This is a genomic window from Chitinophaga eiseniae (genome assembly GCF_012641265.1).
GTDB classification, from domain to species: Bacteria; Bacteroidota; Bacteroidia; order Chitinophagales; family Chitinophagaceae; genus Chitinophaga; species Chitinophaga eiseniae_A.
On sequence record NZ_JABAHZ010000001.1, the window covers coordinates 1,018,775 to 1,044,807 of the forward strand.

Genomic DNA, 26,033 nt, shown 5'->3' on the forward strand with positions numbered 1-26,033 from the left:
CGATCTGAAAACACTGTTTTTATTTGGCAATCATACACTTTGAATATAAATTTAGCGCCTTGTATTTTTATTAAGGGTCATTTGAATTAAGAAAGCTAGTATACACTCCTCTAATGAAGCGATTGAAAGCAGTAAGTATCATTTTAATATCGGGAATTGCAATTGTATCAAGTTGCCAGAGCAATGCAGCTCGCAGGGAAGCAAACAGAAAGAAAGCAACATCAGACAGTGTTCTTTATACATTAGGATTAAACGATGCGGAAAAGGAAGCCATCCTTAAATCACCCCGCACCAAACAAATGCAACAGGAACTGGAAGCATTCTATAACGGTAAACTTATCCGCAGCGGGTTCAACGGCGCGATGATTGTGGCCAGGAAAGGTGTCGTGATTTTTGAGAAATATCATGGATACGAAAACTCCCGTAGCAAGGCGCCAATTGTGGACAGCTCTGCCTTCCAGCTGGCTTCTGTTTCTAAAACATTTACCGGCGCAGCCGTACTATGGCTCGCACAAAAAGAACAACTCAGCCTGGACGATTCCCTGCAAAAGTTCTTTCCCACATTCCCCTACAAGGGAATCAACGTACGTATGCTGTTAAGCCACCGCAGCGGACTTCCGAACTACCTCTACTTCTGTGACAGCCTCTGGAAAAAAGAATCAGGCTTTATCACCAACGATGAAGTAATTAAACTGATGGAAGTACATAAGCCGCCCATGCAGCATCTGCCAGGTACTCACTTCCAGTATTGCAATACCAACTATCTCCTGCTGGCGTCTATCATAGAAAAGGTAAGCGGACAAAAATATGCCGACTTCATGACGCAAACCATATTCAAACCGTTGGGCATGAACAGCACCTTTGTATTTAATCCGGGTAGCGCAGTACATACACACCAGACACAAAGCCACAAATATAACGGACAGTTTGAGCCCGACACTTATTTCGATGGCGTAATGGGCGATAAAGGTATCTACAGCTCCGCAGAAGATATGTTGAAATGGGACCAGGCGCTTTACTCCGGCCAGTTTCTGAATGAAGCCAGCCTGAAAGCAGCCTACACGCCTTACAGCAACGAGAAACCCGGCGTACGCAACTACGGCCTGGGATGGCGACTGATGGTATACCCTGACAGCACCAAAAATATCGTGTACCACAACGGATGGTGGCATGGTAACAATACTGTGTTTTACCGCTTTGTACAAGACACCACTACCCTGATTATATTAGGCAACAAATATAACCGCGGCATTTACCAGGCAGTAAAACCAGTACGTGAAATACTGGGCCATGGTGATGGCGAAGAAGCAGGAGAAGAATAAATCAACGACCGGTAACGATCTTACAGCAGTGGCGCCAGCAGCGCTGCTGCTTTTTTTATGCCCTGTTATATCCAAGACCTTAATAATTAGATAACAAGACCTGTGCTGATTTAGCATCGATAGCCATTACATTTGCGATAAGCGTTACCACGACTACTGAAAAACAGTCCTAACCCTCATTAATATAGGAAAATGACCGACAACGAATTACATGCACATACCGTTATCAACAATATCTTTGATTTATACGAACGTCTCGGGCACCAGGAATACGGAGAACAGGTAACGATGATGATGCATATGATGCAAGCCGCCCTGATAGCGGAAAGTACTGGATTCGATGATGAGATGATTGTCGCCGCCTTCTTACACGATATCGGGCATTTTTTTGAACAGGAAGCGCAAATGGGCATCTATGGCAGCCAGGCGCACGACGACCTGGGCAGCGCTTACCTCATAGAATGTGGGTTTCCTGAAAGGATGGCCAAACTGGTCGGAAGTCATGTGGCCGCCAAACGTTATCTCACCTGGTCCGACAGTGCTTATTACGATACGCTTTCTGAAGCCAGTAAACAAACCCTCGAATACCAGGGTGGGCCTATGACTGAAGAAGAAGCCCTTGCTTTCCGCGGTGATCCCCTGTTCCAACAATACATCCAGATAAGAATATGGGACGATATGGGAAAAGAAACCGACATGCCGGTACTGCCCGGAGACATTAGCCGGATGAAGCAAAAAACGCTGTCCTACCTGCTGGAGCATTATCAATAAACCAGGCTGATTAAGCTACTTGTATTAACTTTCCGGTATGGACCTTAGAACAACCATACTGGCAGAACACTCCCGTACGCAATCACTGTACGTTGCAGGCTGGATCGGCAATAGTGCTTCCCGATTCCGGCAGCTCATACAATTATTTTTGGAAGATGAATACCGCGTGGTACAAAGATCCGCCTGGATCATTAGCTTCGTGGCCATGAAACACCCGGCACTGCTAACTCCTCACCTGCCCGCCATGGTGGCCAGGATGGAAGATGCCGGCATCCCGGTAGCCGTTAAAAGAAATGTGCTCAGGATACTGCAATACCTTTCCATCCCCCCGTCCCTTCACGGCGCAGTGATGAACAGCTGCTTCCGCTTCCTGGAAGACCTGGAAGAACCTGTAGCGGTAAAAGCCTTTTCCATGAGTATCTTAGCCGGTTTGGCGAAAGACTATCCCGATATTAAAAATGAGATCCGCCTCCTGGTGGAAGACCAGCTGGAAACCAATCCCACGCCCGGTATCCGGTCGAGGGCAAAGAAGGTACTGAAAGCCATTCAATAAAACACGCAAGCCCATAAACGAAAAGCAGCGCAACGAGGTATCACACCCCGTTGTGCTGCTTTTCTTAATCAGGTATATAACCGTTGGTCATTACTCTGCGCTGCCACCCGCATCAGCGGATGACGGAGGAGTAGCTGCCTTCGGCTCTCTTGGTTCTCTTGGCTCTTTAGGTTCCTTCTCTTTCTTCTTGGCTGCTTTCGGCGCAAAGATGGCAATCATACGCTTACCTTCCATAGTAGGCATGCTTTCCAAACCACCTACTTCTGCCAGCCTTTCAGCGAATTTGAGGAGAATTAACTCGCCACGCTCTTTAAACATGATAGCGCGACCTTTAAACTGTACATAGGTTTTTACCTTGTTACCGTCTTTCAGGAAGCTTTCCGCGTGCTTGGCCTTGAAATCAAAATCGTGATCATCGGTGTTAGGCGTAAAACGAATTTCTTTCACTTCGCTCTTGTGCGCCTTCGCCTTCATTTCTTTTTCCTTCTTCTTCTTCTCGTACAGGAATTTGTTGTAGTCGATAATACGACAAACAGGAGGCACCGCATTCGGAGAAATTTCTACCAGGTCTAATCCCTGTTCTTCTGCCATCCGGAGTGCTTCTTCCGTTCTGTAAACACCTACTTCAACGTTTTCGCCTACAAGTCTAACCTCAGGGACACGTATCATCCTGTTGGTGCGATGTTCTTGTTGTTGTTCCCTGCGGAAGTTGGGGTTTCTTCCCCGGTTGTTGTTACCGCCAAAACTTGGTCTGGGTCTTTGTTGCATTAAGAAAATTAAAATTAATTAATTAATTGTCCATTTAGTCCATGGTCCATTTCTCTTCCATGGACCAAAAACAATTTCTACAAAAATAAGGGGAAAATTATAGCAATAAACATACCTTTCGCCAGTAATGTTCATTGTTTTATATACCTTTTTTCCACATTTATTACATCACTATTCTAATGGTTTCCGGTTCGCTACCTCTTCATTGATCAACGCGGTGAAAGCGTCAATTTGCATAGTTCCCATATCACCTTTAGACTGACGACGAACTGCTACTACATTATCGGCGGCTTCTTTTTCACCCAGGACGAGCATGTACGGAATTTTTGCCAGCTCGGCTTCCCGGATTTTTTTGCCTATTTTTTCGCTTCTATCGTCTATTTCAGCGCGAATTTCCGCATTTTTTAGCAATTCTGCTACTTTTTCTGCGTACTCCTGGCTTTTATCACTGATCGGTAAAATCTTCACCTGGGTAGGCGCCAGCCATAACGGGAACTTACCCGCACAGTGCTCAATCAGCACAGCTATAAACCGCTCCAGTGAACCAAATGGCGCACGGTGAATCATTACCGGGCGATGACGCTGGTTATCGGCACCAATATACTCCAGCTCAAAACGCTCTGGTAAATTGTAATCCACCTGGATGGTACCCAGCTGCCATTTACGGCCCAATGCATCTTTTACCATGAAATCCAGCTTAGGACCGTAGAAGGCCGCTTCGCCGTATTCTACTACCGTATTCAAGCCCTTTTCGGCGGCAGATTCGATAATCGCCTGTTCTGCCAGCTCCCAGTTCTCTTCTGAACCAATGTATTTACTGCGGTCTTCCTTATCTCTCAGGGAAATCTGCGCAGTGAAATCGGTAAAACTGAGACTGTTGAATACATACATCACCAGGTCTATCACCTTCTGGAATTCAGCCTTCACCTGGTCAGGACGGCAGAACAAATGCGCATCATCCTGGGTAAATCCTCTTACACGGGTTAAGCCATGCAGTTCGCCGTGTTGCTCATAGCGATACACGGTACCGAATTCGGCAAAACGAACCGGCAGGTCTTTGTATGATTTAGGCGTTACCTTGTACAGTTCGCAGTGATGCGGACAGTTCATAGGTTTCAGCATAAACTCCTCGCCTTCTTCCGGCGTGTGAATTGGCTGGAAACTGTCTTTACCATATTTTTCGTAGTGACCTGAAGTCACGTACAGGTTTTTATTACCGATATGCGGAGTTACCACGGGCAGGTAGCCGCTGGCAATCTGCGCTTCCTGGAGGAAACGTTGTAAACGTTCCCGGAGCATAGCGCCTTTAGGCAACCACATAGGCAGCCCCAGACCCACTTTTTCGGAGAAGGCAAACAACTCCAGTTCCTTACCCAGCTTACGGTGATCGCGTTTCTTCGCTTCCTCGATCAGGGTCAGGTACTCGTCGAGCTCCTTCTGATTAGGGAAAGTGATACCATAGATGCGGGTCAGCATCTTATTTTTTTCATTTCCACGCCAGTAAGCGCCAGCAATGCTGGTCAGCTTGATCGACTTGATAAAGCCGGTGTTCGGAATATGCGGGCCACGGCACAAATCTGTAAAACCACCCTGGGTATAAAAGCTGATGCTGCCATCGGCCAGTTCATTGATGGTTTCTACTTTGTACTGATCTCCTTTCTCTGTAAAGTAAGCCAGCGCATCTGCTTTGCTGACATCCTTGCGTATATACTCGCTGTTTAATTTAGACAGCTCCACCATTTTGGCTTCAATCTTTCTCAGATCTTCTTCCGAAATGGTACGGTCGCCCAGGTCAACATCGTAATAGAATCCGTTTTCGATAGACGGTCCGTAACCCAGTTTCACACCAGGATACAGGGCTTCCAGGGCCTCGGCCATCAAGTGGGCGGAAGAGTGCCACATCGTTGCCTTGCCATCCTTATCCACCCACGTCAGCAACTGCAGCGTGCTATCCGTCAAAATCGGGCGCGTAGCATCCACTACCTGCCCATTCACATTTGCTGCCAATACTTTACGCGCCAATCCCTCGCTGATGGATTTGGCAATGTCCAATGCAGTTACTCCTGGTTCATACTGACGAACTGCGCCATCCGGAAAAGTGATATTTATCATACGTTTTGCTGTTAGCTCCATACTGCTTCATATGGGCTATATTTCCTTTATAAAATGTTTGCGAAGTTAAGAAATACTTTGTTAGCATTTAGATAACCATGTCGTTGAAATTAAGGATTTTAAAAATAAATATTATTACAGCGGTATGAGCTCAGTTAAAAAATGACAGAAATGGGTTTTTGTCATATTTTTTTGGGATAACCAGTGGCATACCTGTTTATACTGTACTGCTGGCCAGGATGAAGCTATTCTCATTTTTATAATCGCGATCTGATTTCATGTTATCTGTTATCAAAATGAGTGGTTATTTTTCATCTTAATGAGCTAAAATTTAATATAATATAGTTAAAAGAAATATCTATATATATTTAAATATTCCATGTTCGGATGCCGTAATTTTATCGTGATTTAAAACCATATTTTATATGACATTTGAAAACTTACGATTGTACGACATCCTTAGGTTGGATCTTCACTTGCCCGACAACCGGGCCATGGAAGCCATGGTGGCGATGGATGATTTTTTCTCGCAAAAGGTCGCCAATGCTAACAGGGACTTGCCTACCAAAGCGGAAGTAGCCACTAAGGCTGAACTGGAAAGTACCAAAAATGAATTGAAGGCCGATATCTCGGCAATCAATTTAAAAATGGCTACCAAAACCGAACTTGAAAGCACTAAAAATGAATTGAAGGCTGATATCTCGGCAATCAATTTAAGGCTTGATGACATGACAGAACGAATGGTCACAAAAGTGGAGCTGAACGAAAAGCTTGATCACATGACCGAAACTATGGCCACGAAAGCGGAAGTGAATGCAAGGTTTGACTACCTGACCGAAACAATGGCAACTAAAGCTGAGGTAAATGCAAGGTTTGATCACATGACCGAACTAATGACAACAAAAATGGCCACAAAAGCGGAGCTAAGCCAGGTAAATTTAAACCTGACGGGAGAAATCTACAAGGTTGAAACGAAACTTACCCGGACTATTTTCTCAGCAAGTTTGGCACAACTGCTGGTCATCCTGATTTCCATTTTTACAATCCTGAAATACGCAGGCGTAATTAAGTAACCCATTTGTTACGTTCCACCTCTGCTAAGCTTCCATTTTTCTCTCCCTAAAACCTGAAGTTGTAAGTAATAGAAGGCAATATAGGAAACAACGACACCTGTTTGGCACTCACTTGCAATGTCCCGTTAACCACGCTTCCATTCTGATCGAAATACACAAAATAAGGGTTTTGCCTGCTGTATACATTGTATATTGAAAACGCCCAGCTACTCTTAAACCGGCGGTTGAGCCGCTTTGGCTGAGGCGAATAAATGGCTGATAGATCCAGGCGGTGATAGGCTGGCAGGCGATAACCATTCAGGTTCCCAAAGGCCTGTATCAGCGTACCTTCCATAAAGTAAAAGGTTTCCGGCAAAGTAGTCGTATTGCCACTGCCATAGATGAATATACCGGAAAAGCTCCAGCGTTTACTCAGCTCATAAGTCCCTACCAGCGCCAGGTCGTGGCGACGGTCATATTTCGCCGGGTATTGTTTGCCATCATTTAAGCTGGGGAATTGCCGCCAGGTCCATGCCAGCGTATATCCCAGCCACCCGGTGAAACGTCCTTTCTTCTTGTTCACAAACAGCTCCAACCCATAAGCCTGCCCCTTACCAAAAACGAAATCTTGCTCCGGGTCTGTGAAAGAAGGCGTATACCCTTCTTTATATTCAATCTGGTGGTCCATTTCCTTGTAATATACCTCCGCAGAAGCTTCGTAGGTATTATGACCGAAATTGCGGAAATAGCCAGCGCTGTATTGCCAGGCCACCTGCGGTTGTACGAGATACGTGCTGGGCACCCAAACATCAGTAGGCAATGTGGTGGCTGCATTAGACACCAGGTGTATGTATTGGTAGTTGCGGGTAACGGATGCCTTCAGGGAATTTTGATCATTCAGTGCCAAACGCAGGATCACCCTGGGTTCCAGCCCTCCGTAGCTCACTACTTTTTGCCCCCTGCCATACATAACACTGTCAGTATTATTGCCGTTAGCATCTTTGGTGTACCGCTTATAGGGTCCCACCTGCATAAACCCGCTGAAACGAATGCCCGCATTGAGTTGCAGCCTGGGAGATATTTCCCAGTCGTCCATCAGGTAGACCGCAACCTCATGGGCATATTTCTCGAAGGCTTTTTCCGGCGTAAACTGCGTAGAGTCCTGCCTGCCAGACACAGTGGAAGGTGTAAAAATATGGTGGATATAGTTGGCGCCGAACCGGATATGATGATCCACATGCGGATAGTAGTCGAAATCCGTTTTAAAGTTCACATCGCTGATACCGGACGACAAACGAATATCAAAGCTGTTTTGCAGCGCATTGAAACGGAATTTATAATCGTTGTAAATGAGTGAGGTGTTGGCAAACAATTGCCGGCTGAAAATATGATTCCATCTCAATGTGGCCGTGGTATTGCCCCATGGGATATTTACATTAAACGAGCGGCCTTTATTGGCAAAGCTGAACACATCTTTTCCCAGGTAACCGCTCAGGTACAGGCGGTCTTTGTCTGAAAAAATGTAATTCATCTTCAAGTTGACGTCATAAAAATAATAACCCGAACCCTTATACGAAGTATTATTAATAACCGGTTTTGTGATCAGGTCGATATAAGTACGCCTGCCGCTTACAATAAAGGAAGCCTTGTTTTTCTTCAATGGTCCCTGTAAAGAGAGCCGGGAGGAGATTAGTCCTATTCCTCCTTCTCCCTGGAAATTTTTATTATTACCTTCTTTCATGGAAATATCCACTACGGAAGACAGGCGCCCGCCGTAGTTGGCAGGCATCCCTCCTTTGATCAGCGTGGTATTGCGGATGGCATCGGCATTGAATACCGAGAAAAAGCCGAAAAGGTGACCGGTGTTATATACCGGCGCTTCGTCGAGCAGGATGAGGTTTTGATCCGGCCCACCTCCCCGCACGTAAAATCCTGCATTTCCTTCTCCCGAGGCCTGTACGCCCGGCATAAGCTGCAGGGCTTTGAGCATATCCACCTCTCCCATCAGGGCGGGTAATTTCTTTACCTGGTCAGCGGTAATTTCCACCTTTCCCATGTCGGTACTTTTAACGTTGGCATCTTTCTTTTTATCGGTAATCACCACTTCCTTTGCCTGGTAGGTATGGGGCGACAATTCCATATGCTGGGTGGCATTTCCCACCAGGTTAAGCGCCACGGCCCTGGATTCATATCCTACAAAAGAATAAAGCAATATATAGCTGCCGGCCGGCAAGGTGAGGGAGTAGAAGCCGTAATTATTGGTTTGTACACCGCTGGAGGAATGGAGTACCTGCACAGTGGCACCTGGCAAGGATTCGCCGTTGGTGCTGTCTTTTATAAAGCCGCTGACGGTATATTGTTGTCCCCATGCTGCACCCGCAAAACATGACAGCCATAACATCAGTAAAAAGGGACCATATCGTGTAAACATACCGTAAGATCGTTGCTGGTAATTTACGATTTACCCGACGATAATCTACTTATAAATTAAACTATCCCGGGTTTCTCCGCAGGTGAGCATATCATGGCCGAAGTAAGGATTTTGAATACCCGGTTTATCGCTAAGCCAATAGGCGCCTTTATCGTCGAATGCCATGGGGCAATACTGGTGATAAATAGTATGTCCCTTTAAACCGGTATTCTTAACAAGGTCGAACAACATATCGGATACCATCTGGAACGATGCCCGTTTGCCATCCAGTCCCTGTTCCCCTTCAAAACCGGCCAGTTCGGCGCTGACACTGGTGCTGATACCGTTTATATTAGCCAGGTGGCTGCTATCCATCTGTAACAGGTTGACCGGCAGACTGTCCACCTGCGTCTTCAACACGGCGGCAGTATGATTGGCTGTCAGGCTGTCGGCCGCCACCAGTGCGGCGGAAAGACGGTAATAGGTACTCATTACTCCTCCCAGCGAGTCGTAAAACTGCTGGCTATAGGGCGCCTGCAGCGCTGATGTAACAGGCGCGGTTGCCTGTTCTTCCTTAGGCGCCTGGGAATGGCAGGCCCAAAGCCCCACCAGTAAACATCCAATCGATAAGCCTTGTTTGATATGCATCTTGTTGTCTTTTAGCAAAAGTAAGCAGAAAGCGTAAAGCAGAAAGCAGAAAGCTATCGGAGCGACTGATATAAGCGGATATTTTAATAACAATTCGCGCCAATTAGTCGCTCCGATAGCTTTCTGCTTTCTGCTTTACGCTTTCCGCTCCTACTTTCAGCTTTTATCCTTAACTTTGCACGTTTTTTATCCAATTTTTTTTGTTTTTATGTTGATCGCATTACAGGATATTACGTTTGAGTTTGGATCCAGGGTGATACTGGAAGAGTCCTCCTGGCATATAGAACCCGGTGACCGCGTGGGCCTTATTGGGTTAAACGGTACCGGAAAGTCAACCCTGCTACGCATTATCAATGGGGAATATTCCATTTCTAAAGGAAGTGTTAATAAAAGTAAAAATCTGACAATTGGTTTCTTTAACCAGGACCTGCTCAGTTTTGAAACCGATGAATCTATCCTCACCGTGGGTATGATGGCCTTCGGTAAGGCCCTGGAGCTGGAAAAGGACATAGAACGTATTACCAAAGAGCTGGAGCATAGCCAGACAGATGCATTGCTGGAGGAGTTCAGCGATAAGTTGCACGAATTCGAGGCGCTGGACGGATATAACATGAAACATAAAACAGCGCAGGTGCTGGAAGGCCTTGGCTTCACTACATCTGACCTGGACCGCCCCTACAGCCAGTTTTCCGGAGGATGGCGCATGCGCGTGCTCCTCGCCCGCCTGATCTTGCAGCAGCCCGATGTACTCATGCTCGATGAGCCCACGAACCACCTGGACCTTCCATCTATCGAATGGCTGGAAAGATACCTGGTAGGCTATAACGGCGCTGTGATCATTGTATCGCACGACCGTTTCTTCCTGGATCGCATGGTGAACAAAATCGTGGAAGTATACCAGCAGCAGCTGCACCACTATGCCGGCTCTTATGCCGACTATGAAGTGGAGAAAGAACTGCGCCGCGAAATGCAGCAACGCGCTTACGAAAATCAACAGGACTATATCCGCCAGCAGGAACGCTTTATTGAACGCTTTAAAGCCAAAGCCTCCAAAGCCGCCCAGGCACAGAGTATTGCAAAACGACTCGATAAACTGGAACGGGTAGAACAGGTTGATAATGGTCCTTCTAAAATCCGAATCAACTTTACCGTGGATAAAATGCCTGGTAAGATTTTATGTACCCTGAACAATATCAGTAAAAGTTTCGGAGATATACAAATCCTGAAAGGTACCAGCGCCGAAATCAACCGCGGCGATAAAATTGCCCTGATAGGTGCCAACGGTAAAGGTAAGTCTACCCTGCTCCGCATCATTTTCGGGATGGAACCTATGGAAGGAGAACGCGTTCCCGGCCATAACGTGGTAACCAGCTTCTACGCCCAGCACCAGCTGGAATCGCTGGATCTGAGCGCAGAGATCCTGGACGAGCTGAAAAACTTCGGCAGCGGCCGCACAGAGCTGGAATTACGCCAGCTGCTGGGTTGCTTCCTCTTTACCGGCGACGACGTATTTAAAAAGATCAAAATCCTGTCGGGAGGTGAAAAAGCCCGCGTAGCCCTGGCCAAAACCATTATCAGCCAGGCTAACTTCCTCATGCTGGATGAGCCTACCAACCACCTGGATATGAACTCCGTACAAATGCTGATCGATGCATTGAACAAGTACGAAGGCAGCCTGGTGCTGGTATCGCACGACCGTTATTTTGTGAGCCAAACGGCCAACAAAATCTGGGAGATCGTAGACGGCGAAATTAAAGAGTTCAAAGGCACCTATAACGAGTACGAAGAGTGGAAGAAGAGAATGGCGGCCCAACAACAGCCCGCTGCTACAAAGACTAACAATAACGCAGATACGAAAAAAGAAGCGGCTCCTCAAAATAATACCCCGGCAACTGACGCCGGCAAGGGAGCCATCAATAAAGATGTACAACGTGAGCTGCAAAAACAGCAGAAACAGTTTTCCCAGGTAGAAGGACAGGTAGCCAGCCTGAAAGAGCGCAAAGCTAACCTGGAAGCTAGCCTCGGGTCACCGGATATTTACGGCGACCGGGCAAAATTTGCCCAGGTAGAAAGTGAATACCAGGAAGTACAGAAGTATTTAGACCGCGCCAACCAGCAATATGAGCAGTTATTTGAAAAAATAATGCAGCTGGAAGCCAGCCTGGTCAGCTAATATCATTACATTCAGGTATCATTACTACGGTGTGGACCGGGCCACTCACCTTCCACACCGTAGCTAGTCAGCTATATTTTTTAACCATTCCCCTTCCTGTAGTATGCAAAAAATACTGGTAGTTGAAGACGAAGTTAAGGTGGCCAATGCCGTTAAGAAAGGGTTGGAAGAAAATGGTTTTGATGTAGACGTAGCCTATGATGGCCGCATTGGTAAAGGATTGGTGACCAGTAATCACTACGACCTGGTGATTCTCGACCTCAATCTCCCCCATAACAACGGGTATGAGCTCTGTGAGGTGATCCGCAACAAAAATAACCGGGTACCGGTCATTATGCTCACTGCCCTGGGCGGCATGGAAGATAAAATGCAGGCCTTTGAGCTGGGAGCAGACGACTACCTGGTAAAACCCTTCGACTTCCGTGAGCTGCTGGCCCGCATCCGGGTATTCCTGAAACGTGCCGGCTCTGAAGCCACCCATGGCACCCAATACAAAATCACGATTGCCGACCTGGAAATAGACCGGGAAAAAAAAGATGTGAGCCGCGCCGGCAAAAAAATTGCCCTTACCGCCAAAGAATACCAGCTGCTGGAGTTCCTGGCCATGCACAAGGGAAAAGTGATCTCCAAACTCACCATCGCCGAAAAAGTGTGGGACATCGACTTCGATACCGGCACTAACGTGATCGAAGTATATATGAACTTCCTCCGCAAGAAAATAGACAAAGACTTTGACCAGAAACTGCTCCATACCAAAACCGGTATGGGATATTATCTTTCCGAAGAATAGGAGTTTTATTTGAAGATCAAATATAAAATAGCGCTCTATTACACGCTTTCCGCTACGCTGATGCTCATTGCGTTTGCGGGACTTGCCTATTACTTCTCGGCCAAGTCGCGCAAAGCAGAATACCTGGAGCGACTGGAATACCGCGCCCGCTCCATTGCCAATGTAATCATTGAAGATGATATCGTAAAGGTAGACCTGCTGCGAAAACTGGACAGAACCACCTTCCAGGACCTGTACAAGGAAACCATCCTTGTATATAGTACCAATTATGACCTGCTCTATAGCAACCTGAAAGACACTACCATCCGCACCCACCCCAGCTTACTGAATTATATCAAGGAGAATAAATTATACAGCTACGACAAAGGCAGCGGCGAAGTGGTAGGTGTATACTATACGGAAGGCAGTATTTCAGTGATCGTAATTGTATCTTCTTTCGATAAGTATGGTTTCCTCAACCTGCAGCACCTGAGCCAGATCCTGCTACTGGAGCTGCTCACCGCCGTAATTATACTGGTGGTGATAGGCTATTTCTTTGCCCGCAAAATGGTGGAACCGATTGACCAATTAGTACAACAGGTTGACAGTATCAATGCCAATAACCTGCAGGATACGCAGGTAGCCGTAAAGGGGAAAGACGAAATTGCCAAGCTGGGCGCCAACTTTAATACCATGCTGCAACGCCTCAGTGAGTCATTCCATCTCCAGAAAAGCTTTGTGAGCAATGCCTCCCATGAGCTGCGTACCCCGCTGGCCGCCATTATCAGCCAGCTACAGGTAGCGCTGTCGAAAGACAGGACCCAGGAAGAATACCAGGCACTGCTCAGCTCCGTGCTGGAAGACGCTGAAAACCTCTCTGACCTTTCCAATGGGCTGTTACAGCTGGCCCAGTCTGAAATGCGGCAACAGGAATTTGTGCTAAGCAACGTGCGCATTGATGAACTGCTGATGGAAATGACCACGTTGATCCGGCTGAAGCAGAAAACCGCCAGCAAGCTGGAATTGCATTTCCTGAAGGTCCCTGACAACGATTCCCTGGTCACCTGCTATGGCAATGAAAACCTGCTGAAAGTGCTTTTCCTGAACCTGATTGATAACGCCTGCAAGTTCTCTGACAACAATACGGCGCATGTTTCTATCGATTTCTTTACCCAATATATCCTGGTACAGATAAAAGATACCGGTATTGGTATCCCCCCGGATGAGATCAATAAAATATTTGAGCCTTTCTACCGCGGCCAGAATGCCCTGCAAATCCGCGGTCATGGCCTGGGACTCTCTATCTGCAAGAAAATAGTCCAGATCCACAACGGACACATTACAGTTACTTCTAATTTACCGGAAGGCACCACTTTTACCGTCATACTCCCCCATTTATAACCTGGTTCTAATCTTATTCTAATCCGGAATGAACGGCATTTTAGTTTTAAAATGCCAGATGATAATTTTACCAGTTTCGCTAAAACAAGCCACCAGCAAACATTACAAGTCAACAACCAATCGCCGTGGGCTTTACCAGGACCCAACGTGCACGATTATACGCTCTTTTTTCTAATCCTATTTTAAGGGCATTTTAATGTGGCTTAAAGGCGCCTTTAATTTCGCTTTAAGAATTTTGTATGATCAAAATTGGCACTATGCGAACTATAAGGATGCTGCTACTGGCAGCATGTGGAACATGCCTGGGCTTTATTCAACCTACACAGGCACAAAATTCTGTACAAACAGTGACCCTCCAGTCTGTGGAGGACTCTTTCCTGGTTAAAAACTACTTATTGCTGGCACAACGCTACCAGATTGATGCTTCCAAAGCGCTGGTACGCCAGGCAAAGATGTGGAGCAACCCTTCCTTCAGTACCGTACTTGGTTTTGGCAGCACCGATAAATTGAAACCTTTTAACGTTGGATCCGGTGGTGAAACACAGTACAACATCGACCAGCTGATTCAAACTGCCGGCAAAAGGAATAAAGCTATTCAGCTGGCCGCCACCGCCACCAAAATGAGCGAGGCCAATTTCGATGAGCTGATACGCACCCTCCGTTTACAACTGCGGGAAAACGTTTACAATATCTACTACCAGCAGCAAACTGAAAAAGTCTTAAAAGAACAACTGGGCAACCTGCAAACAATCGTAGATGCCTACGTTACTGCTGATAAAAAAGGAAGCGTGGCACACGCTGACCTGGTACGGCTTCAGGCCCTGCAGGTGGGTATAGAAAATGATTTCGCCGACCTGAAACAACAGGAACTGGAATCGCAGAAAAACCTGCAACAGCTGTTACACAGCCAGGATTTCTACGCAGCTGATATCAAACCCGCCGACCTGGCACCTTACACGCTGGATAAGATACAGTTGCCCCAGCTACTGGAAGCCGCTTCAAAAAACAGGGCTGATGTGCGGATGGCTGACCTGCAATACCAGACTGCCCAGCTTAACTATCGCCTGCAAAAATCCCTGGCAGTGCCAGACCTGCATGTGGGCGCCACTTACGACAAACAAGGCAGCTACGTTAATAACTTCCTGGGTCTGACCCTTGGTATTGATCTGCCGGTGTGGAACCGCAACCAGGGCAATATACACGCTGCAAAACTGCAAATCAGCAGCGAACAACAACAGTTACTGCAACAACAATCAGTAGCGCAAACAGAAGTGCTGAATGCCTACCAGCGCATCATGGCACTGGAAAAGCGTTACAAAGGATTTGACCTCCACCAGTTCCAGGGCGAATTTGACACCCTCATCGCAGAAGTATCCAAAAACTTCAGCAAGGGTAACATCTCCCTGCTCCAGTTTATCGACTATTTCAACAGTTATAGCGACAACGCAAAAAATATTAATAAGTTTTTATCCAACCGGGTAAACGCTTACGAAGAACTCAACTATGCAACAGGACAAGAACTATTTAAAAACTAAGCACATGAAACAGCCTATTCTGATTATTGGCTTTTCGCTGCTGGCAGCCATTCTGTGGAGTGGATGCAAACACAGCCAGGCAGAAGATTCAGAGAAGACCACCTTTGTACTCAGCGATACCATGCTGAAAAATATACGCATTGATACCGCGCATATGCAACCGGTGATGAATGAACTGCGCCTTTCCGGTAAGGTAACGCCCAACGGTGGCAAGGTATTGAAAGTATATCCGCTGGTGAGTGGTTATGTAGAAGATATCAAAGTGCAGCTGGGCGACTATGTTAAAAAAGGACAGGTGCTGGCCGTGATACACAGTGCGGAAATTGCCGACTATGAAAAGCAACTGGCACAGGCAAAATCTGACCGCAATGTAGCCGACAAAAACCTGAAAGTAGCACAGGACCTGTATGACAGCCGTTTGAGCACAGAAAAAGATGTGGTAAACGCCAAAGGAGAAGTACAGAAGTCAGAAGCGGAAATTAACCGCCTCAACGACCTCTTTAAAATTTACCGCAAAGGAAATGGCGCTACCTACCTGGTAACAGCACCCATCTCCGGCTATATTATCGAAAAAAACATCAACAACAATATGGAGATCCGCTCGGATAACAGCGCCAACATCTTCACCATCTCTGAACTGGATGATGTATGGGTAATGGCCAACGTATTTGAAACGGATATCGCCCGCATTAAAGAAGGCTACGAAGCCAAAGTGGTAACCGTAAGTTATCCCGATGAGCCTTTCCATGGCAAGATTGACAAGATCTACAACTTCCTGGACCCTGCTACCAAAACCATGCAGGTAAGAATCGCCATCGATAACAAAAACATGGAGCTGAAACCGGAAATGTTTGCCACCGTGTACGTGAAATACCAGGATAACGATGAAAAAGTAGCAGTGCCTTCTGCAGCGGTTATTTTCGACAACAGCAAAAACTATGTGCTCGTATTTAAGGACAAATTTAATATCGCCGTACGCCAGGTAGAGGTCGCCAAGACAGCGGGAGATATTACTTATCTTTCATCTGGCCTCAATGCAGATGAAAAAGTTATCTCAAAAAATCAATTGCTTATTTACGATGCACTTAAAGACTAAGCTGGGAATAAAACCCTTATTCTCCCTGGGTATGCTGGCATTCGCCGGTAGCCAGGCTATCGCACAGGACAAGCGAACGGATAGCATTGTTCCTTACACTTTCCATTTCCAGCAAACACTGGTAACGCAGTGGCATCCGGACTTTCAGGCAAAGTATTCCGGTCCCAACAGCTTCCAGACGCATGAAAAAGGCGCTACTTCTATTACCAGTACTATTTATGCGGGCATTCGTCCGTTAAAGAACCTGGAATTATATGTAAACCCGGAACTTGCTGGTGGTCAGGGTCTCAGCCATGCCACCGGCATCGCGGGTTTCCCCAACGGCGAAACATTCAGGGTGGGCAACCCCACTCCTACCATTTACCTGGCCCGGGCATTTGGCATATATACGTTACCGTTAACTTCCAAAAGGGAAATTGATGAAGATGACCTGAACAATGTAGCCGGTACTACACCTACCCATTACCTGCGGTTTATTGCCGGTAAGTATTGCCTGGCCGACTTCTTCGATCAGAACACCTACAGCCATGATCCCCGCACACAGTTCCTGAACTGGTCGCTGATGGCCAATGCCGCCTGGGACTATCCCGCCGATGTACGCGGATATACCATGGCATTGACCGTACAATACCGGAAAGACAAGTGGCAGTTGCAGGCAGCAACTTCGCTGGAACCCAAGCTGGCCAACGGTCCTAAGTTGAATTATGACTATGGCAAGTCGAACGGGGAAGTGATAGAAGTAACGCATACGCATACACTGAATAAGCATGAAGGGAATGTGCGGCTGATGGCCTTCATTAACCAGGCGCCTATGGGCAGCTACCGGCAGGCACTGAAAGAGGCTACCGATACACCCGACATTACCACAGCCAGGAAAGATGGACGTACTAAATATGGCTTCGGTATTAATATAGACCAGGAGATTACCAAAAGCGGGGGCGTTTTCCTGAAAGCATCCTGGAATGATGGTCATAATGAAACCTGGGCCTATACCGAAATAGATCAGTCGCTAAGCGCCGGATGGCTGCAAAATGGCCAATGGTGGCACCGCGCACAGGATAATGCCGGTATTGCCATTGCCGTAAACGGCTTGTCGAAAGATCACCGCGACTACCTGGCTGCCGGAGGCACCGGGTTCATGGTGGGCGATGGCCAGCTGAACTATGCTCCGGAAATGATTGCCGAAGTTTTCTATCAATGTAACATTACCAGGCTACATATTGCCTTAAGCCCTGATTACCAGTTTGTGCTGCATCCTGCTTACAACAAGGACCGCGGACCGGTTAATATCGTCGGCATAAGGACCAGAGTGGCATTCTAAAGAACAGGAGTTATGAATAAATTCATTAGAAATATTGTAGCTTTTTCGCTGAGGAATAAGTTGTTTGTCTTCATCAGCGTAGCAACGCTGATAGCAGCCGGCATATTTTCCTTTGTACACACGCCGATCGAAGCATTTCCCGACGTAACGAATACGCAAATCGTGATCGTTACCAAATGGAACGGCCGTAGCGCCCAGGAAGTAGAGCGTTTTGTAACGCTGCCCATAGAAGTATCGATGAACGCCGTACAAAAGAAAACCAGTGTACGCTCCGTTACCATGTTCGGTCTGTCTGTGGTGAAAATCATGTTTGAGGACGATGTGGAAGACTTCTTCGCCCGGCAACAGGTCAACAACATGTTGTCTAACATAGGTCTCCCCGAAGGCGCCGAACCAGAGGTACAGCCCCCTTACGGCCCTACCGGTGAAATATTCAGGTACTATCTCAAGAGCAACAAACGAGATTCCCGCGACCTGCTCACCTGGCAGAACTGGGTCATAGACCGCCAGATCCGCAGCGTACCCGGCATTGCCGACGTAGTAGCCTTCGGCGGACAGGAAAAGATTTATGAAATTTCTGCTGACCCGGTAAGACTGGCTAAATACGATATTACCCCACTGGAATTATACCAGGCCGTTACCAAGAGTAACGTCAACGTAGGCGGCGATGTGATCGAAAAGAACGGGCAGGCCTATGTTGTACGTGGTATAGGTTTGCTGAACAGCATACAGGATATCAATAACATCATCATACAAAATATCAATGGCGTACCCTTGCTGGTAAAAGACCTGGCCAATGTACGCGAAGCCTCTGCTCCACGCGTGGGACAGGTAGGTATCGATAAAAATGATGACCTGGTAGAGGGTATCGTAGTAATGCGTAAAGGCGAAAATCCGACAGAAGTCCTGGCCCGCCTGAAAGACAAGCTGAAAGAGCTGAATGAAACCATCCTGCCGGATGATATCAAAATGGAAACGTTCTATGACCGTGATAACCTCATGGAATTCTGTACCCATACGGTCATGCATAACCTGGTAGAAGGTATCATTTTCGTAACGGTGATCGTATTCCTTTTCATGGCCGACTGGCGCACCACGGTGATCGTATCCATCATTATCCCGCTGGCATTGCTGTTTGCCTTCATGTGCTTACGCCTGAAAGGTATGAGTGCCAACCTGCTGTCGATGGGAGCTATCGACTTCGGTATCATCATCGATGGTGCCGTGGTAATGGTGGAGGGTGTTTTCGTAATGCTCGACCACAAAGCCCATAAGTATGGCATGGAGCGGTTTAATAAAATGGCTAAGCTGGGATGGATCAAGCAAACCGGCGGCGAGCTGGCGAAGGCCATCTTCTTCTCCAAACTCATTATTATTATCTCCCTCATTCCTATCTTCTCCTTCCAGAAGGTAGAAGGTAAAATGTTCTCGCCACTGGCCTGGACATTGGGATTTGCCTTACTGGGCGCCCTGTTGTTTACGTTAACACTGGTGCCGGTATTATGCTCTATCCTGCTCAATAAAAATGTAAAGGAGAAAAACAATATACTGGTTAACTTCTTCGACCGCATCGTTATGCGCGGTTTCGGCTGGACTTACCGCAACAAGCGTTTAAGCATGACGCTGGCCCTGGCATTCATGGTAGTGACCTTCATCTCTGCCAAATTCCTGGGAACAGAGTTCCTGCCCCAGCTGAATGAAGGCTCGCTCTGGGTAACAACAGAATTGCCCATGAGTATGGCACTGAGCGAAAGCACGAAAATGGCGCATGATATCCGGGAAGACCTGGGCGCATTCCCTGAAGTAAAGAGGGTATTGTCGCAGGTAGGCCGTTCCAACGACGGTACTGACCCTAACGGTTTTTACTTCGTACAATACCAGGTAGACCTGGCGCCAAAAGATGAATGGAAGCGTAAGATCACACAGGACGAGCTGATTGCAGAAATGGAGCATCGCCTGAAAAAATATCCTGGCATCATCCTGAACTTCTCCCAGCCTATCAGCGACAACGTAGCAGAAGCCGTTGCAGGTTTTAAAGCTGCTAACGGGGTAAAGATTTTCGGAGATGACCTGACGAAGCTGGAAGCATTATCCCAACAGGTGATTGCACAGCTGAAAACCGTACAGGGTATTAAAGACCTGGGTGTTATCCGTAACATTGGTCAGCCTGAAATGAGTATCAATCTCGACGACAACAAAATGGCCCAATACGGTGTGGCCACCGGCGACGCGCAGGCGGTAATTGAAATGGCGATTGGTGGTAAAACTGCTACCCAGTTGTACCAGGGAGAGAAAAAGTTCGATATCCGTATCCGTTATGACGAAAACTATCGTAAAACGGAAGACGACCTGGCTAACCTGATGGTGCCTACCATCAACAATAATAAGATACCGCTGAAAGAAATCGCGGAGATCAAAACGATTACAGGGCCGGCGTTCATTTACCGGGACAGCAACAAGCGCTTTATCGGGGTGAAGTTCTCCGTACGTGACCGTGACCTGGGTAGTACCATTGCCGAAGCGCAGGCTAAAATCAACAAGGTGGTTAAACTGCCGAAGGCCTACTCTATTGGCTGGACCGGTGAGTTTGAAAACCAGGTGCGCGCCACGCAACGTCTGGGACAGGTAGTGCCCATCAGTATCATCGCCATCTTTATGGTATTGTTTATCATGCTGGGTAGTGTAAAAGATGCCGGCCTGGTATTGATGAACGTACCATTTGCTTTGATTGGTGGTATCCTGGCGCTGCATGTTACCGGTATGAACTTCGGTATTTCCGCTGGTGTTGGTTTCATCGCTCTCTTCGGAATCTGTATACAAAATGGGGTGATCCTGATTTCCGTCTTCCATAAAAACCTGGAAGGGAAAGTGCCGCTCAATGAGGCCATTAAACTGGGTGTACAGAGTCGTATACGTCCGGTAGTAATGACCGCGCTGATGGCTGCCATTGGTCTGATACCAGCCGCCATTTCCCATGGTATTGGTTCGGAAACGCAGAAACCGCTGGCTATTGTAGTAATTGGAGGATTGATTACGGCCACCGTCTTAACATTGCTGGTGTTCCCAATTATCTTCTACGGCGCTTATAAGAATAAGAAGGACGCTTTATAAGTAAACCATGAAAATTTTAGTTCGCATATAGGTTGATAGCATGGCCATAAAAAAGAATGGCCGGAGTAATTCCGACCATTCAATTTTATGATCATACTACTCCGCCCTGCCGAGAGGATACAACGCGGAGCGGATTTTTTTAAAATCAAGCAGCGAAGCCGTAAAGAATGTAACTACATTTCTCTACGGCTTCGCTGTTTATTTACTTTGCAGGAAATTTCCCCACTTATATTTTTCTCCGTCTCGACTTATTAAACATCAATCCTTTCTCTACCCCCTTGCGCAATTCGAGCTGTTCTTCTTCCGGTAAAGCGTGTACTGTCTGGCAGGCTTCACTACAGCAGCCATTGTACTTCCTGGCACAGGACTCGCACTGGATAAACAACAGGTGACAGCCCTGGTTCAGACAGTTGGTATGGGTATCACAAGGCTCGCCACATTGATGGCAATGACTGATAATATCTTCACTGATACGTTCACCCAGGCGATCATCGAATACAAAGTTCTTGCCTTTGAATTTGATGGGAAGGCCTTGCTGCCGGGCTTTGTTGGTGTACTCAATAATGCCGCCCTCCAGGTGAAATACGTTCTTAAAACCATTATGCAGCATGTAGGCCGATGCCTTTTCACAACGTATGCCCCCGGTGCAGTACATAATGATGTTTTTATCTTTCTGGTCGGCGAGCATGTCTACCGCCATGGGCAGCTGATCGCGGAAAGTATCAGAAGGTACTTCAATGGCGCCTTCAAAATGTCCCACTTCGTACTCATAGTGGTTCCGCATATCTACAATCACCGTGTCAGGATCTGCGGTCAGCTCATTGAAGGTTTTGGCGTCTACATAACGGCCACGGTTGGCCATATCAAAGGTAGGGTCCTCGATACCGTCGGCAACAATTTTATCCCGGATCTTAATTTTCAATACAAAAAATGACTTACCATCGTCATCCACCGCAATATTCAGGCGAATACCATGCAGAAAGTCGACGGCATATAAAGTGTCCTTAAATGTATCAAAATGATGTTCGGGCACACTGATCTGAGCATTGATGCCTTCATGCGCCACATAGATACGGCCAAATGTATCCAGTTTGAAAAGGGATTCGTAGAGCTGGTCGCGGAATGCCTGCGGATCGGGGATTTTTGCGTACTGGTAGAAAGATATCGTAACGCGCTTAAATGTTTCTTTTGCCAGCCGTTGTTTTAGTTCGGCGGCAGATACTCTGTTGTGTAATGCCATAATTGCTTGAAATTTTAAGGACACCTGCGTCGTGAACAAAACTTCAATCAACCCTCTTTAATCGTAAAAGAACAATTGATTAGGGCGCAAAGGTAGCAAAAATACAGCAATATCAATACTGGTAAGCCTCGGCTTCCCGTCCCCATTCGTACAGGGTATTCAGGGAAAACCAACCTATTGCGCTGATAATGAATATATAACCCACAAAACCAGGCGTTCTTAATTCCACCGCGCCTGGCAGGTCGTTCATTTCTGTAAAATAGGCTGCTGCTGCCAGCAGGATGCCTGATAATAACGCGTAAAGGGCGATTTTCCTCATAACGAACGATTTCTTATTAACTAATGGCCGCTGGCACTTACGTGTGAGTAAAATGTGCACGGCGATCCCGCAAATATGCTTACCTTACTAACGTAATTCATCAACCAAAAGTTTCTTTCCTGAGAAAAAAAATATTTATTATTTTATAACTATTTGATAATTATTGTATATAACTTTGTCATAAGTTACGACCCCGATTGGCACCCTTTTTGAAAAATGGTATCACAAGAACAATTATTGTTTAACCCTTAAATGTTACATTATGAGTACTTACATTACTTACTTCATTTACGCAGTCGTTGGTATTTGGATCTACAGATTGTTGGCGTATTACTTCGACGAGAAAAAAGAATTGAAGAGCAGGAAAAAGTAACCCCTTTTCATGGGTGTGGATGTTGAGATACGGAGATTTTACGGTACCCCAGGTAAAATCTCCGGCATCAAACTCAACGGCTGTTAAACTTCACCACGTTACCTAATATTCCGCCAAAGCCAACGCGCACGCCTATACGGGTATCCTGTTTGCTCTGATAACCCGCCACCACGTCTACCCGGATCATTTTGAATATATTTTCCAGGCCTCCGAATACTTCTACGTAGTTGTTGTCGCTGTTTACATAAAAAGCATTGGCGCCCGCTACCAGGTTCCATTTCAGCCGGTTGAACAACGGAATTTTGTTGGTTAGTAACCCATTGAAATGGTGCTCTACATTGGCAGTAGTATAAAACGACGCAGTAGTACTATACTGGTAATAGGGAGCCAGCTGAAAACTATTCAGGTATTTCATGTTATAGAACGTCTGGTTGCCGTTGAAATGCTGATAGTCCGGGATCTGCACATTTTTGTCATTCAGAAATCCCCCTACGCCAATATGATAACGGAACTCGCCCAGTAACTTAAAGTTCATATTATCCTGCACCGAAAAATTCCACTTATCAAAATCAACGATGCTATTGGCTACGTTCGGAATCCCCTTGCTATAGCTGATTTTAAAGGTAGGATATTTAGAGCCCAGCGGTATTTTACGGTCTGGTAATTCTATAAATTGCTGCCCCGGCTGATAAGTGAAACTGACATCTGCCACTAAAGCCTGGTGCCTTTCAAACGGCACGTTGGCCAATTCCTGCGGATGATTGGGAGTAAACTGCTTCCGATCATTTTTAAAGAATACAAAGTCGGTAGTGTTTTCTACGGGTATCCTGCTTTCATAATTCACGCCAACGGTTAAACGATCATTTGTTTGAAACGTTCTGCTGTATTGCAGGTTACCAAACCAATTCTCGTATAGCTTCATATAGTTTTCCTTCAGGAACAGGGTATAAAATTCGTTGGCGATATTGTCGATGGGGTTATCCTGGTTGAATTGAGATATGCGCTTACCCCCTGCCAGTTTCCAGTCGTTGTGCCCAAAGCGGTTGCTGATCCTGCTGCTGTTGTGAAAATTAATTTCCGTATAGGCGTTAAGGTGAGTATTACTCAGCCCATAGCGAATGAATGACGCGATGCGCAAATTGCTTTCCTCACTGGTATTGATGGTCAACTCCGGCTCCAGGGCCAGTGCCAACCCTTCTACCGTATTAGACTTCAACGATTTCAATAATCCTTTGACATAAAGCTGGTGGAAGTTGATAGCGCTATCGCGACGGAAATAATACTTATGTCTGGCACCGCCCCAGAGGATGTCCGTCAGCTTTACTGGTTTCTGTTTTTTCTGCAAGGTAGCCAGCCGATACTTTGATGCCGCAGAATCCCGCTCTGCCTGAGCGGCGCTGTCTTTCTCGTGGTAATCCTTTATTTCCGCGGGTTCCAGCGGTACCGGGCGAATGCTATCCCAATAGGCATGTTGCTGCTTATCGTAGGCAGTATCGTACTTCAGGAATACCTTGTCAAAAAATCCGGCTGGTAAATTAGGATGTACATTATAATCTGAATACACATTTACAAAGCTACCCCCCATGCGGAAACCGAATTTGTTGAAGGAGATACGCACTACCTGGTCTTTCACCCGCCATATATCGGCTGTCACGGGCACATGTGTCTGCCGTATTTCCAGCGTGTCCATCAGCTCCAGCTGATACTCGCTGGTGAGAAACAGGTCGGTGCTATGAATACGCCAGTCGCCGTCGGTAATGAAGATATCGCCGAAAAACAACGGCTCCTGCTTACGGCGGGGAATGACTTTTATTTTGTTGATCGTTTTACCATCTTCTATAAACGTACCTTCCAGTCGGTATTTGTAGAAAGCCAGGGCATTTTCAGCAATGGGAGAAATATAACCGCGTGGTCCCATTTGTGTGATAACTGCCTCCACGTTGTTGTCGTAAAAACTGATAATAGCCGGAAATGTCAACCCAAAGCCACCACCGCTTTTGCGGGAAGAGATGACTTCCACCTTAATCTTATCTGGCTGGCGGGCGGATATTTTTGTGATAGATTCAGAGAGAAATACCATGCCCTTTCCGGTACTATCAACCCCCATTTCTGTTTTATCTATCTTCGTCCCTAAAAACTTAGTGGGTACATTTTGCATCCCAACAGCGCTCTTGATATACAACATACAGGTATATTCCTTCACCTGGTCGTGGTATAACTGTCGCTTTTTAATGGCCTGCCGGATAATGGCATAGGCGGGATCTTCTCCGCCGGCCTTTACCACTACTTCCCGGATCTGCATATTTACTGGCTGTAAGCGGAAATTGAGCGTTTGCGTGGGGGCGTTAACGTTAACCGGTAGTTCTGTTCTCCGGAAACCGATATACTGGCACACGATGGTGTATTGCCCCGGGGGAAGGTCAAGGTGATATTGCCCGGCAGCATTGGTAGTGGTGCCGGTAGTGGTTCCTTTTATGAATATCGTAGCGAAGGGAAGCGGCTGATCTTTATCATCCGTTACACGGCCATTCACCACATTGGCCTGACAATAGCCCGAAATAAGGATACACAACAGGGTGGATAGATATTTCATCATATTCCCAAATGTAACGGCCAACGGGTTACCAGTATACCGGGTACGCCGTTTTACCAGAAGTTTAACAGCCTTGATAAGCAATCAGGCTGGCTTTTTTGTTACGCGTAAAAAGGCGGCGGAGCTGGCGGCAAAACCTGCTACCAGTGCGCCTAAGAATGCACTCACGACACCCATCAGCGGGGCGCTTTTCACTTTCAGGATCATTTCGCTCATGCGGTTGGCCAACAGATGATCATTCCGTACATCCATATAAAATGCGAGCATCAGCCACAGCACAAATATACCCATGAATGCACTGAAGAAGGATTTACCGGGAGATAAGGGCATCAGCAGGGTTACCAGGAAGGCAACCAACGCCACGCTCCACCAGGGCAAAAACATACCGGCTATATAAGCCAGGATAAGGATAAGGAGAAAATGTGCAAAGGATTTCATAATTCTAATATAGGATAAAAAGCTTAAA

The 26,033-nt window shown here is 46.6% G+C and carries 19 protein-coding genes; 11 read left to right on the forward strand and 8 right to left on the reverse strand.

Going from position 1 to position 26,033, the window contains the following annotated elements; genetic code table 11:
* The first annotated feature begins 113 nt into the window (after positions 1–113).
* The 3 genes from HGH91_RS04015 (at position 114) to HGH91_RS04025 (ending at position 2,646) form a co-directional block, all read left to right on the forward strand.
* Entirely contained in the window at positions 114–1,322 is a 1,209-nt protein-coding gene (locus HGH91_RS04015) for a serine hydrolase domain-containing protein (protein ID WP_247651645.1), read from the forward strand.
* A 192-nt stretch (positions 1,323–1,514) separates the two neighbouring features.
* The gene (locus HGH91_RS04020) at positions 1,515–2,093 is read left to right on the forward strand and encodes an HD domain-containing protein (protein ID WP_168737150.1); all 579 of its coding nucleotides are present in this window, start codon (positions 1,515–1,517) and stop codon (positions 2,091–2,093) included.
* Positions 2,094–2,130: 37 nt separating this feature from the next.
* On the forward strand, positions 2,131–2,646 hold the full coding sequence (locus tag HGH91_RS04025) for a hypothetical protein (protein ID WP_168737151.1): 516 nt from the start codon (positions 2,131–2,133) through the stop codon (positions 2,644–2,646).
* Positions 2,647–2,736: 90 nt separating this feature from the next.
* Here the strand turns inward: HGH91_RS04025 and infC are convergent, their stop codons facing one another.
* Both infC and thrS read right to left on the reverse strand, forming a co-directional pair.
* A complete protein-coding gene (gene infC / locus HGH91_RS04030) occupies positions 2,737–3,414 on the reverse strand; it encodes a translation initiation factor IF-3 (protein ID WP_168737152.1) in 678 nt (225 codons plus the stop codon).
* 171 nt (positions 3,415–3,585) lie between these two features.
* Positions 3,586–5,526, reverse strand: coding sequence for a threonine--tRNA ligase (gene thrS, locus HGH91_RS04035; protein ID WP_168737153.1), 1,941 nt, complete (start codon positions 5,524–5,526; stop codon positions 3,586–3,588).
* 425 nt (positions 5,527–5,951) lie between these two features.
* Between thrS and HGH91_RS04040 the strand changes: the two genes are divergently transcribed.
* Positions 5,952–6,599: a hypothetical protein gene (locus HGH91_RS04040; protein WP_168737154.1), complete on the forward strand. Its 648-nt coding sequence runs from the start codon at positions 5,952–5,954 to the stop codon at positions 6,597–6,599.
* A 46-nt stretch (positions 6,600–6,645) separates the two neighbouring features.
* Here the strand turns inward: HGH91_RS04040 and HGH91_RS04045 are convergent, their stop codons facing one another.
* Both HGH91_RS04045 and HGH91_RS04050 read right to left on the reverse strand, forming a co-directional pair.
* On the reverse strand, positions 6,646–9,009 hold the full coding sequence (locus HGH91_RS04045) for a TonB-dependent receptor (protein ID WP_247651646.1): 2,364 nt from the start codon (positions 9,007–9,009) through the stop codon (positions 6,646–6,648).
* A 45-nt stretch (positions 9,010–9,054) separates the two neighbouring features.
* Entirely contained in the window at positions 9,055–9,636 is a 582-nt protein-coding gene (locus HGH91_RS04050) for a DUF3347 domain-containing protein (RefSeq protein WP_168737155.1), read from the reverse strand.
* 208 nt (positions 9,637–9,844) lie between these two features.
* Here HGH91_RS04050 and HGH91_RS04055 point away from each other — a divergent pair, with 208 nt between their 5' ends.
* From HGH91_RS04055 to HGH91_RS04085, 7 genes are all read left to right on the forward strand, one after another.
* Positions 9,845–11,809 (forward strand): ABC-F family ATP-binding cassette domain-containing protein, encoded by a 1,965-nt coding sequence (locus tag HGH91_RS04055; protein WP_168737156.1) that lies wholly within the window; start codon positions 9,845–9,847, stop codon positions 11,807–11,809.
* A 103-nt stretch (positions 11,810–11,912) separates the two neighbouring features.
* A complete protein-coding gene (locus HGH91_RS04060; protein WP_168737157.1) occupies positions 11,913–12,599 on the forward strand; it encodes a response regulator transcription factor in 687 nt (228 codons plus the stop codon).
* A gap of 9 nt (positions 12,600–12,608) precedes the next feature.
* Entirely contained in the window at positions 12,609–13,979 is a 1,371-nt protein-coding gene (locus HGH91_RS04065) for a sensor histidine kinase (RefSeq protein WP_168737158.1), read from the forward strand.
* A 257-nt stretch (positions 13,980–14,236) separates the two neighbouring features.
* Entirely contained in the window at positions 14,237–15,514 is a 1,278-nt protein-coding gene (locus tag HGH91_RS04070; RefSeq protein WP_168737159.1) for a TolC family protein, read from the forward strand.
* A 4-nt stretch (positions 15,515–15,518) separates the two neighbouring features.
* The gene (locus tag HGH91_RS04075; protein ID WP_168737160.1) at positions 15,519–16,610 is read left to right on the forward strand and encodes an efflux RND transporter periplasmic adaptor subunit; all 1,092 of its coding nucleotides are present in this window, start codon (positions 15,519–15,521) and stop codon (positions 16,608–16,610) included.
* Complete coding sequence (locus tag HGH91_RS04080; protein ID WP_211092188.1) at positions 16,594–17,931, forward strand: carbohydrate porin; 1,338 nt, start codon at positions 16,594–16,596, stop codon at positions 17,929–17,931. The genes HGH91_RS04075 and HGH91_RS04080 overlap by 17 nt, the downstream gene beginning before the upstream one ends.
* A gap of 12 nt (positions 17,932–17,943) precedes the next feature.
* Entirely contained in the window at positions 17,944–21,042 is a 3,099-nt protein-coding gene (locus tag HGH91_RS04085) for an efflux RND transporter permease subunit (RefSeq protein WP_168737161.1), read from the forward strand.
* A gap of 226 nt (positions 21,043–21,268) precedes the next feature.
* Here the strand turns inward: HGH91_RS04085 and HGH91_RS04090 are convergent, their stop codons facing one another.
* The 4 genes from HGH91_RS04090 to HGH91_RS04105 form a co-directional block, all read right to left on the reverse strand.
* Positions 21,269–22,282 (reverse strand): rhodanese-related sulfurtransferase, encoded by a 1,014-nt coding sequence (locus HGH91_RS04090; RefSeq protein WP_211092189.1) that lies wholly within the window; start codon positions 22,280–22,282, stop codon positions 21,269–21,271.
* A 112-nt stretch (positions 22,283–22,394) separates the two neighbouring features.
* A complete protein-coding gene (locus HGH91_RS04095; protein WP_168737162.1) occupies positions 22,395–22,601 on the reverse strand; it encodes a hypothetical protein in 207 nt (68 codons plus the stop codon).
* Between the two features lie 446 nt (positions 22,602–23,047).
* Positions 23,048–25,570 carry a DUF5686 and carboxypeptidase regulatory-like domain-containing protein gene (locus HGH91_RS04100; protein WP_168737163.1) on the reverse strand — a complete coding sequence of 841 codons (2,523 nt, stop codon included), beginning with the start codon at positions 25,568–25,570 and terminating at the stop codon, positions 23,048–23,050.
* Positions 25,571–25,651: 81 nt separating this feature from the next.
* Positions 25,652–26,005: a hypothetical protein gene (locus HGH91_RS04105; RefSeq protein WP_168737164.1), complete on the reverse strand. Its 354-nt coding sequence runs from the start codon at positions 26,003–26,005 to the stop codon at positions 25,652–25,654.
* Positions 26,006–26,033 lie beyond the last annotated feature (28 nt).

Excerpts from the sequence above, each read along its gene's own strand:
- HGH91_RS04100 (WP_168737163.1), bottom strand. The coding sequence starts at position 25,570 with ATGATGAAATATCTATCCACCCTGTTGTGTATCCTTATTTCGGGCTAT.
- HGH91_RS04085 (WP_168737161.1), top strand. The coding sequence starts at position 17,944 with ATGAATAAATTCATTAGAAATATTGTAGCTTTTTCGCTGAGGAATAAG.
- HGH91_RS04040 (WP_168737154.1), top strand. The coding sequence starts at position 5,952 with ATGACATTTGAAAACTTACGATTGTACGACATCCTTAGGTTGGATCTT.
- HGH91_RS04020 (WP_168737150.1), top strand. The coding sequence starts at position 1,515 with ATGACCGACAACGAATTACATGCACATACCGTTATCAACAATATCTTT.
- HGH91_RS04055 (WP_168737156.1), top strand. The coding sequence starts at position 9,845 with ATGTTGATCGCATTACAGGATATTACGTTTGAGTTTGGATCCAGGGTG.
- HGH91_RS04060 (WP_168737157.1), top strand. The coding sequence starts at position 11,913 with ATGCAAAAAATACTGGTAGTTGAAGACGAAGTTAAGGTGGCCAATGCC.
- infC (WP_168737152.1), bottom strand. The coding sequence starts at position 3,414 with ATGCAACAAAGACCCAGACCAAGTTTTGGCGGTAACAACAACCGGGGA.
- HGH91_RS04045 (WP_247651646.1), bottom strand. The coding sequence starts at position 9,009 with ATGTTTACACGATATGGTCCCTTTTTACTGATGTTATGGCTGTCATGT.
- HGH91_RS04080 (WP_211092188.1), top strand. The coding sequence starts at position 16,594 with ATGCACTTAAAGACTAAGCTGGGAATAAAACCCTTATTCTCCCTGGGT.
- HGH91_RS04075 (WP_168737160.1), top strand. The coding sequence starts at position 15,519 with ATGAAACAGCCTATTCTGATTATTGGCTTTTCGCTGCTGGCAGCCATT.
- HGH91_RS04070 (WP_168737159.1), top strand. The coding sequence starts at position 14,237 with ATGCGAACTATAAGGATGCTGCTACTGGCAGCATGTGGAACATGCCTG.
- HGH91_RS04090 (WP_211092189.1), bottom strand. The coding sequence starts at position 22,282 with ATGGCATTACACAACAGAGTATCTGCCGCCGAACTAAAACAACGGCTG.
- HGH91_RS04105 (WP_168737164.1), bottom strand. The coding sequence starts at position 26,005 with ATGAAATCCTTTGCACATTTTCTCCTTATCCTTATCCTGGCTTATATA.
- HGH91_RS04050 (WP_168737155.1), bottom strand. The coding sequence starts at position 9,636 with ATGCATATCAAACAAGGCTTATCGATTGGATGTTTACTGGTGGGGCTT.
- thrS (WP_168737153.1), bottom strand. The coding sequence starts at position 5,526 with ATGATAAATATCACTTTTCCGGATGGCGCAGTTCGTCAGTATGAACCA.
- HGH91_RS04095 (WP_168737162.1), bottom strand. The coding sequence starts at position 22,601 with ATGAGGAAAATCGCCCTTTACGCGTTATTATCAGGCATCCTGCTGGCA.
- HGH91_RS04015 (WP_247651645.1), top strand. The coding sequence starts at position 114 with ATGAAGCGATTGAAAGCAGTAAGTATCATTTTAATATCGGGAATTGCA.
- HGH91_RS04025 (WP_168737151.1), top strand. The coding sequence starts at position 2,131 with ATGGACCTTAGAACAACCATACTGGCAGAACACTCCCGTACGCAATCA.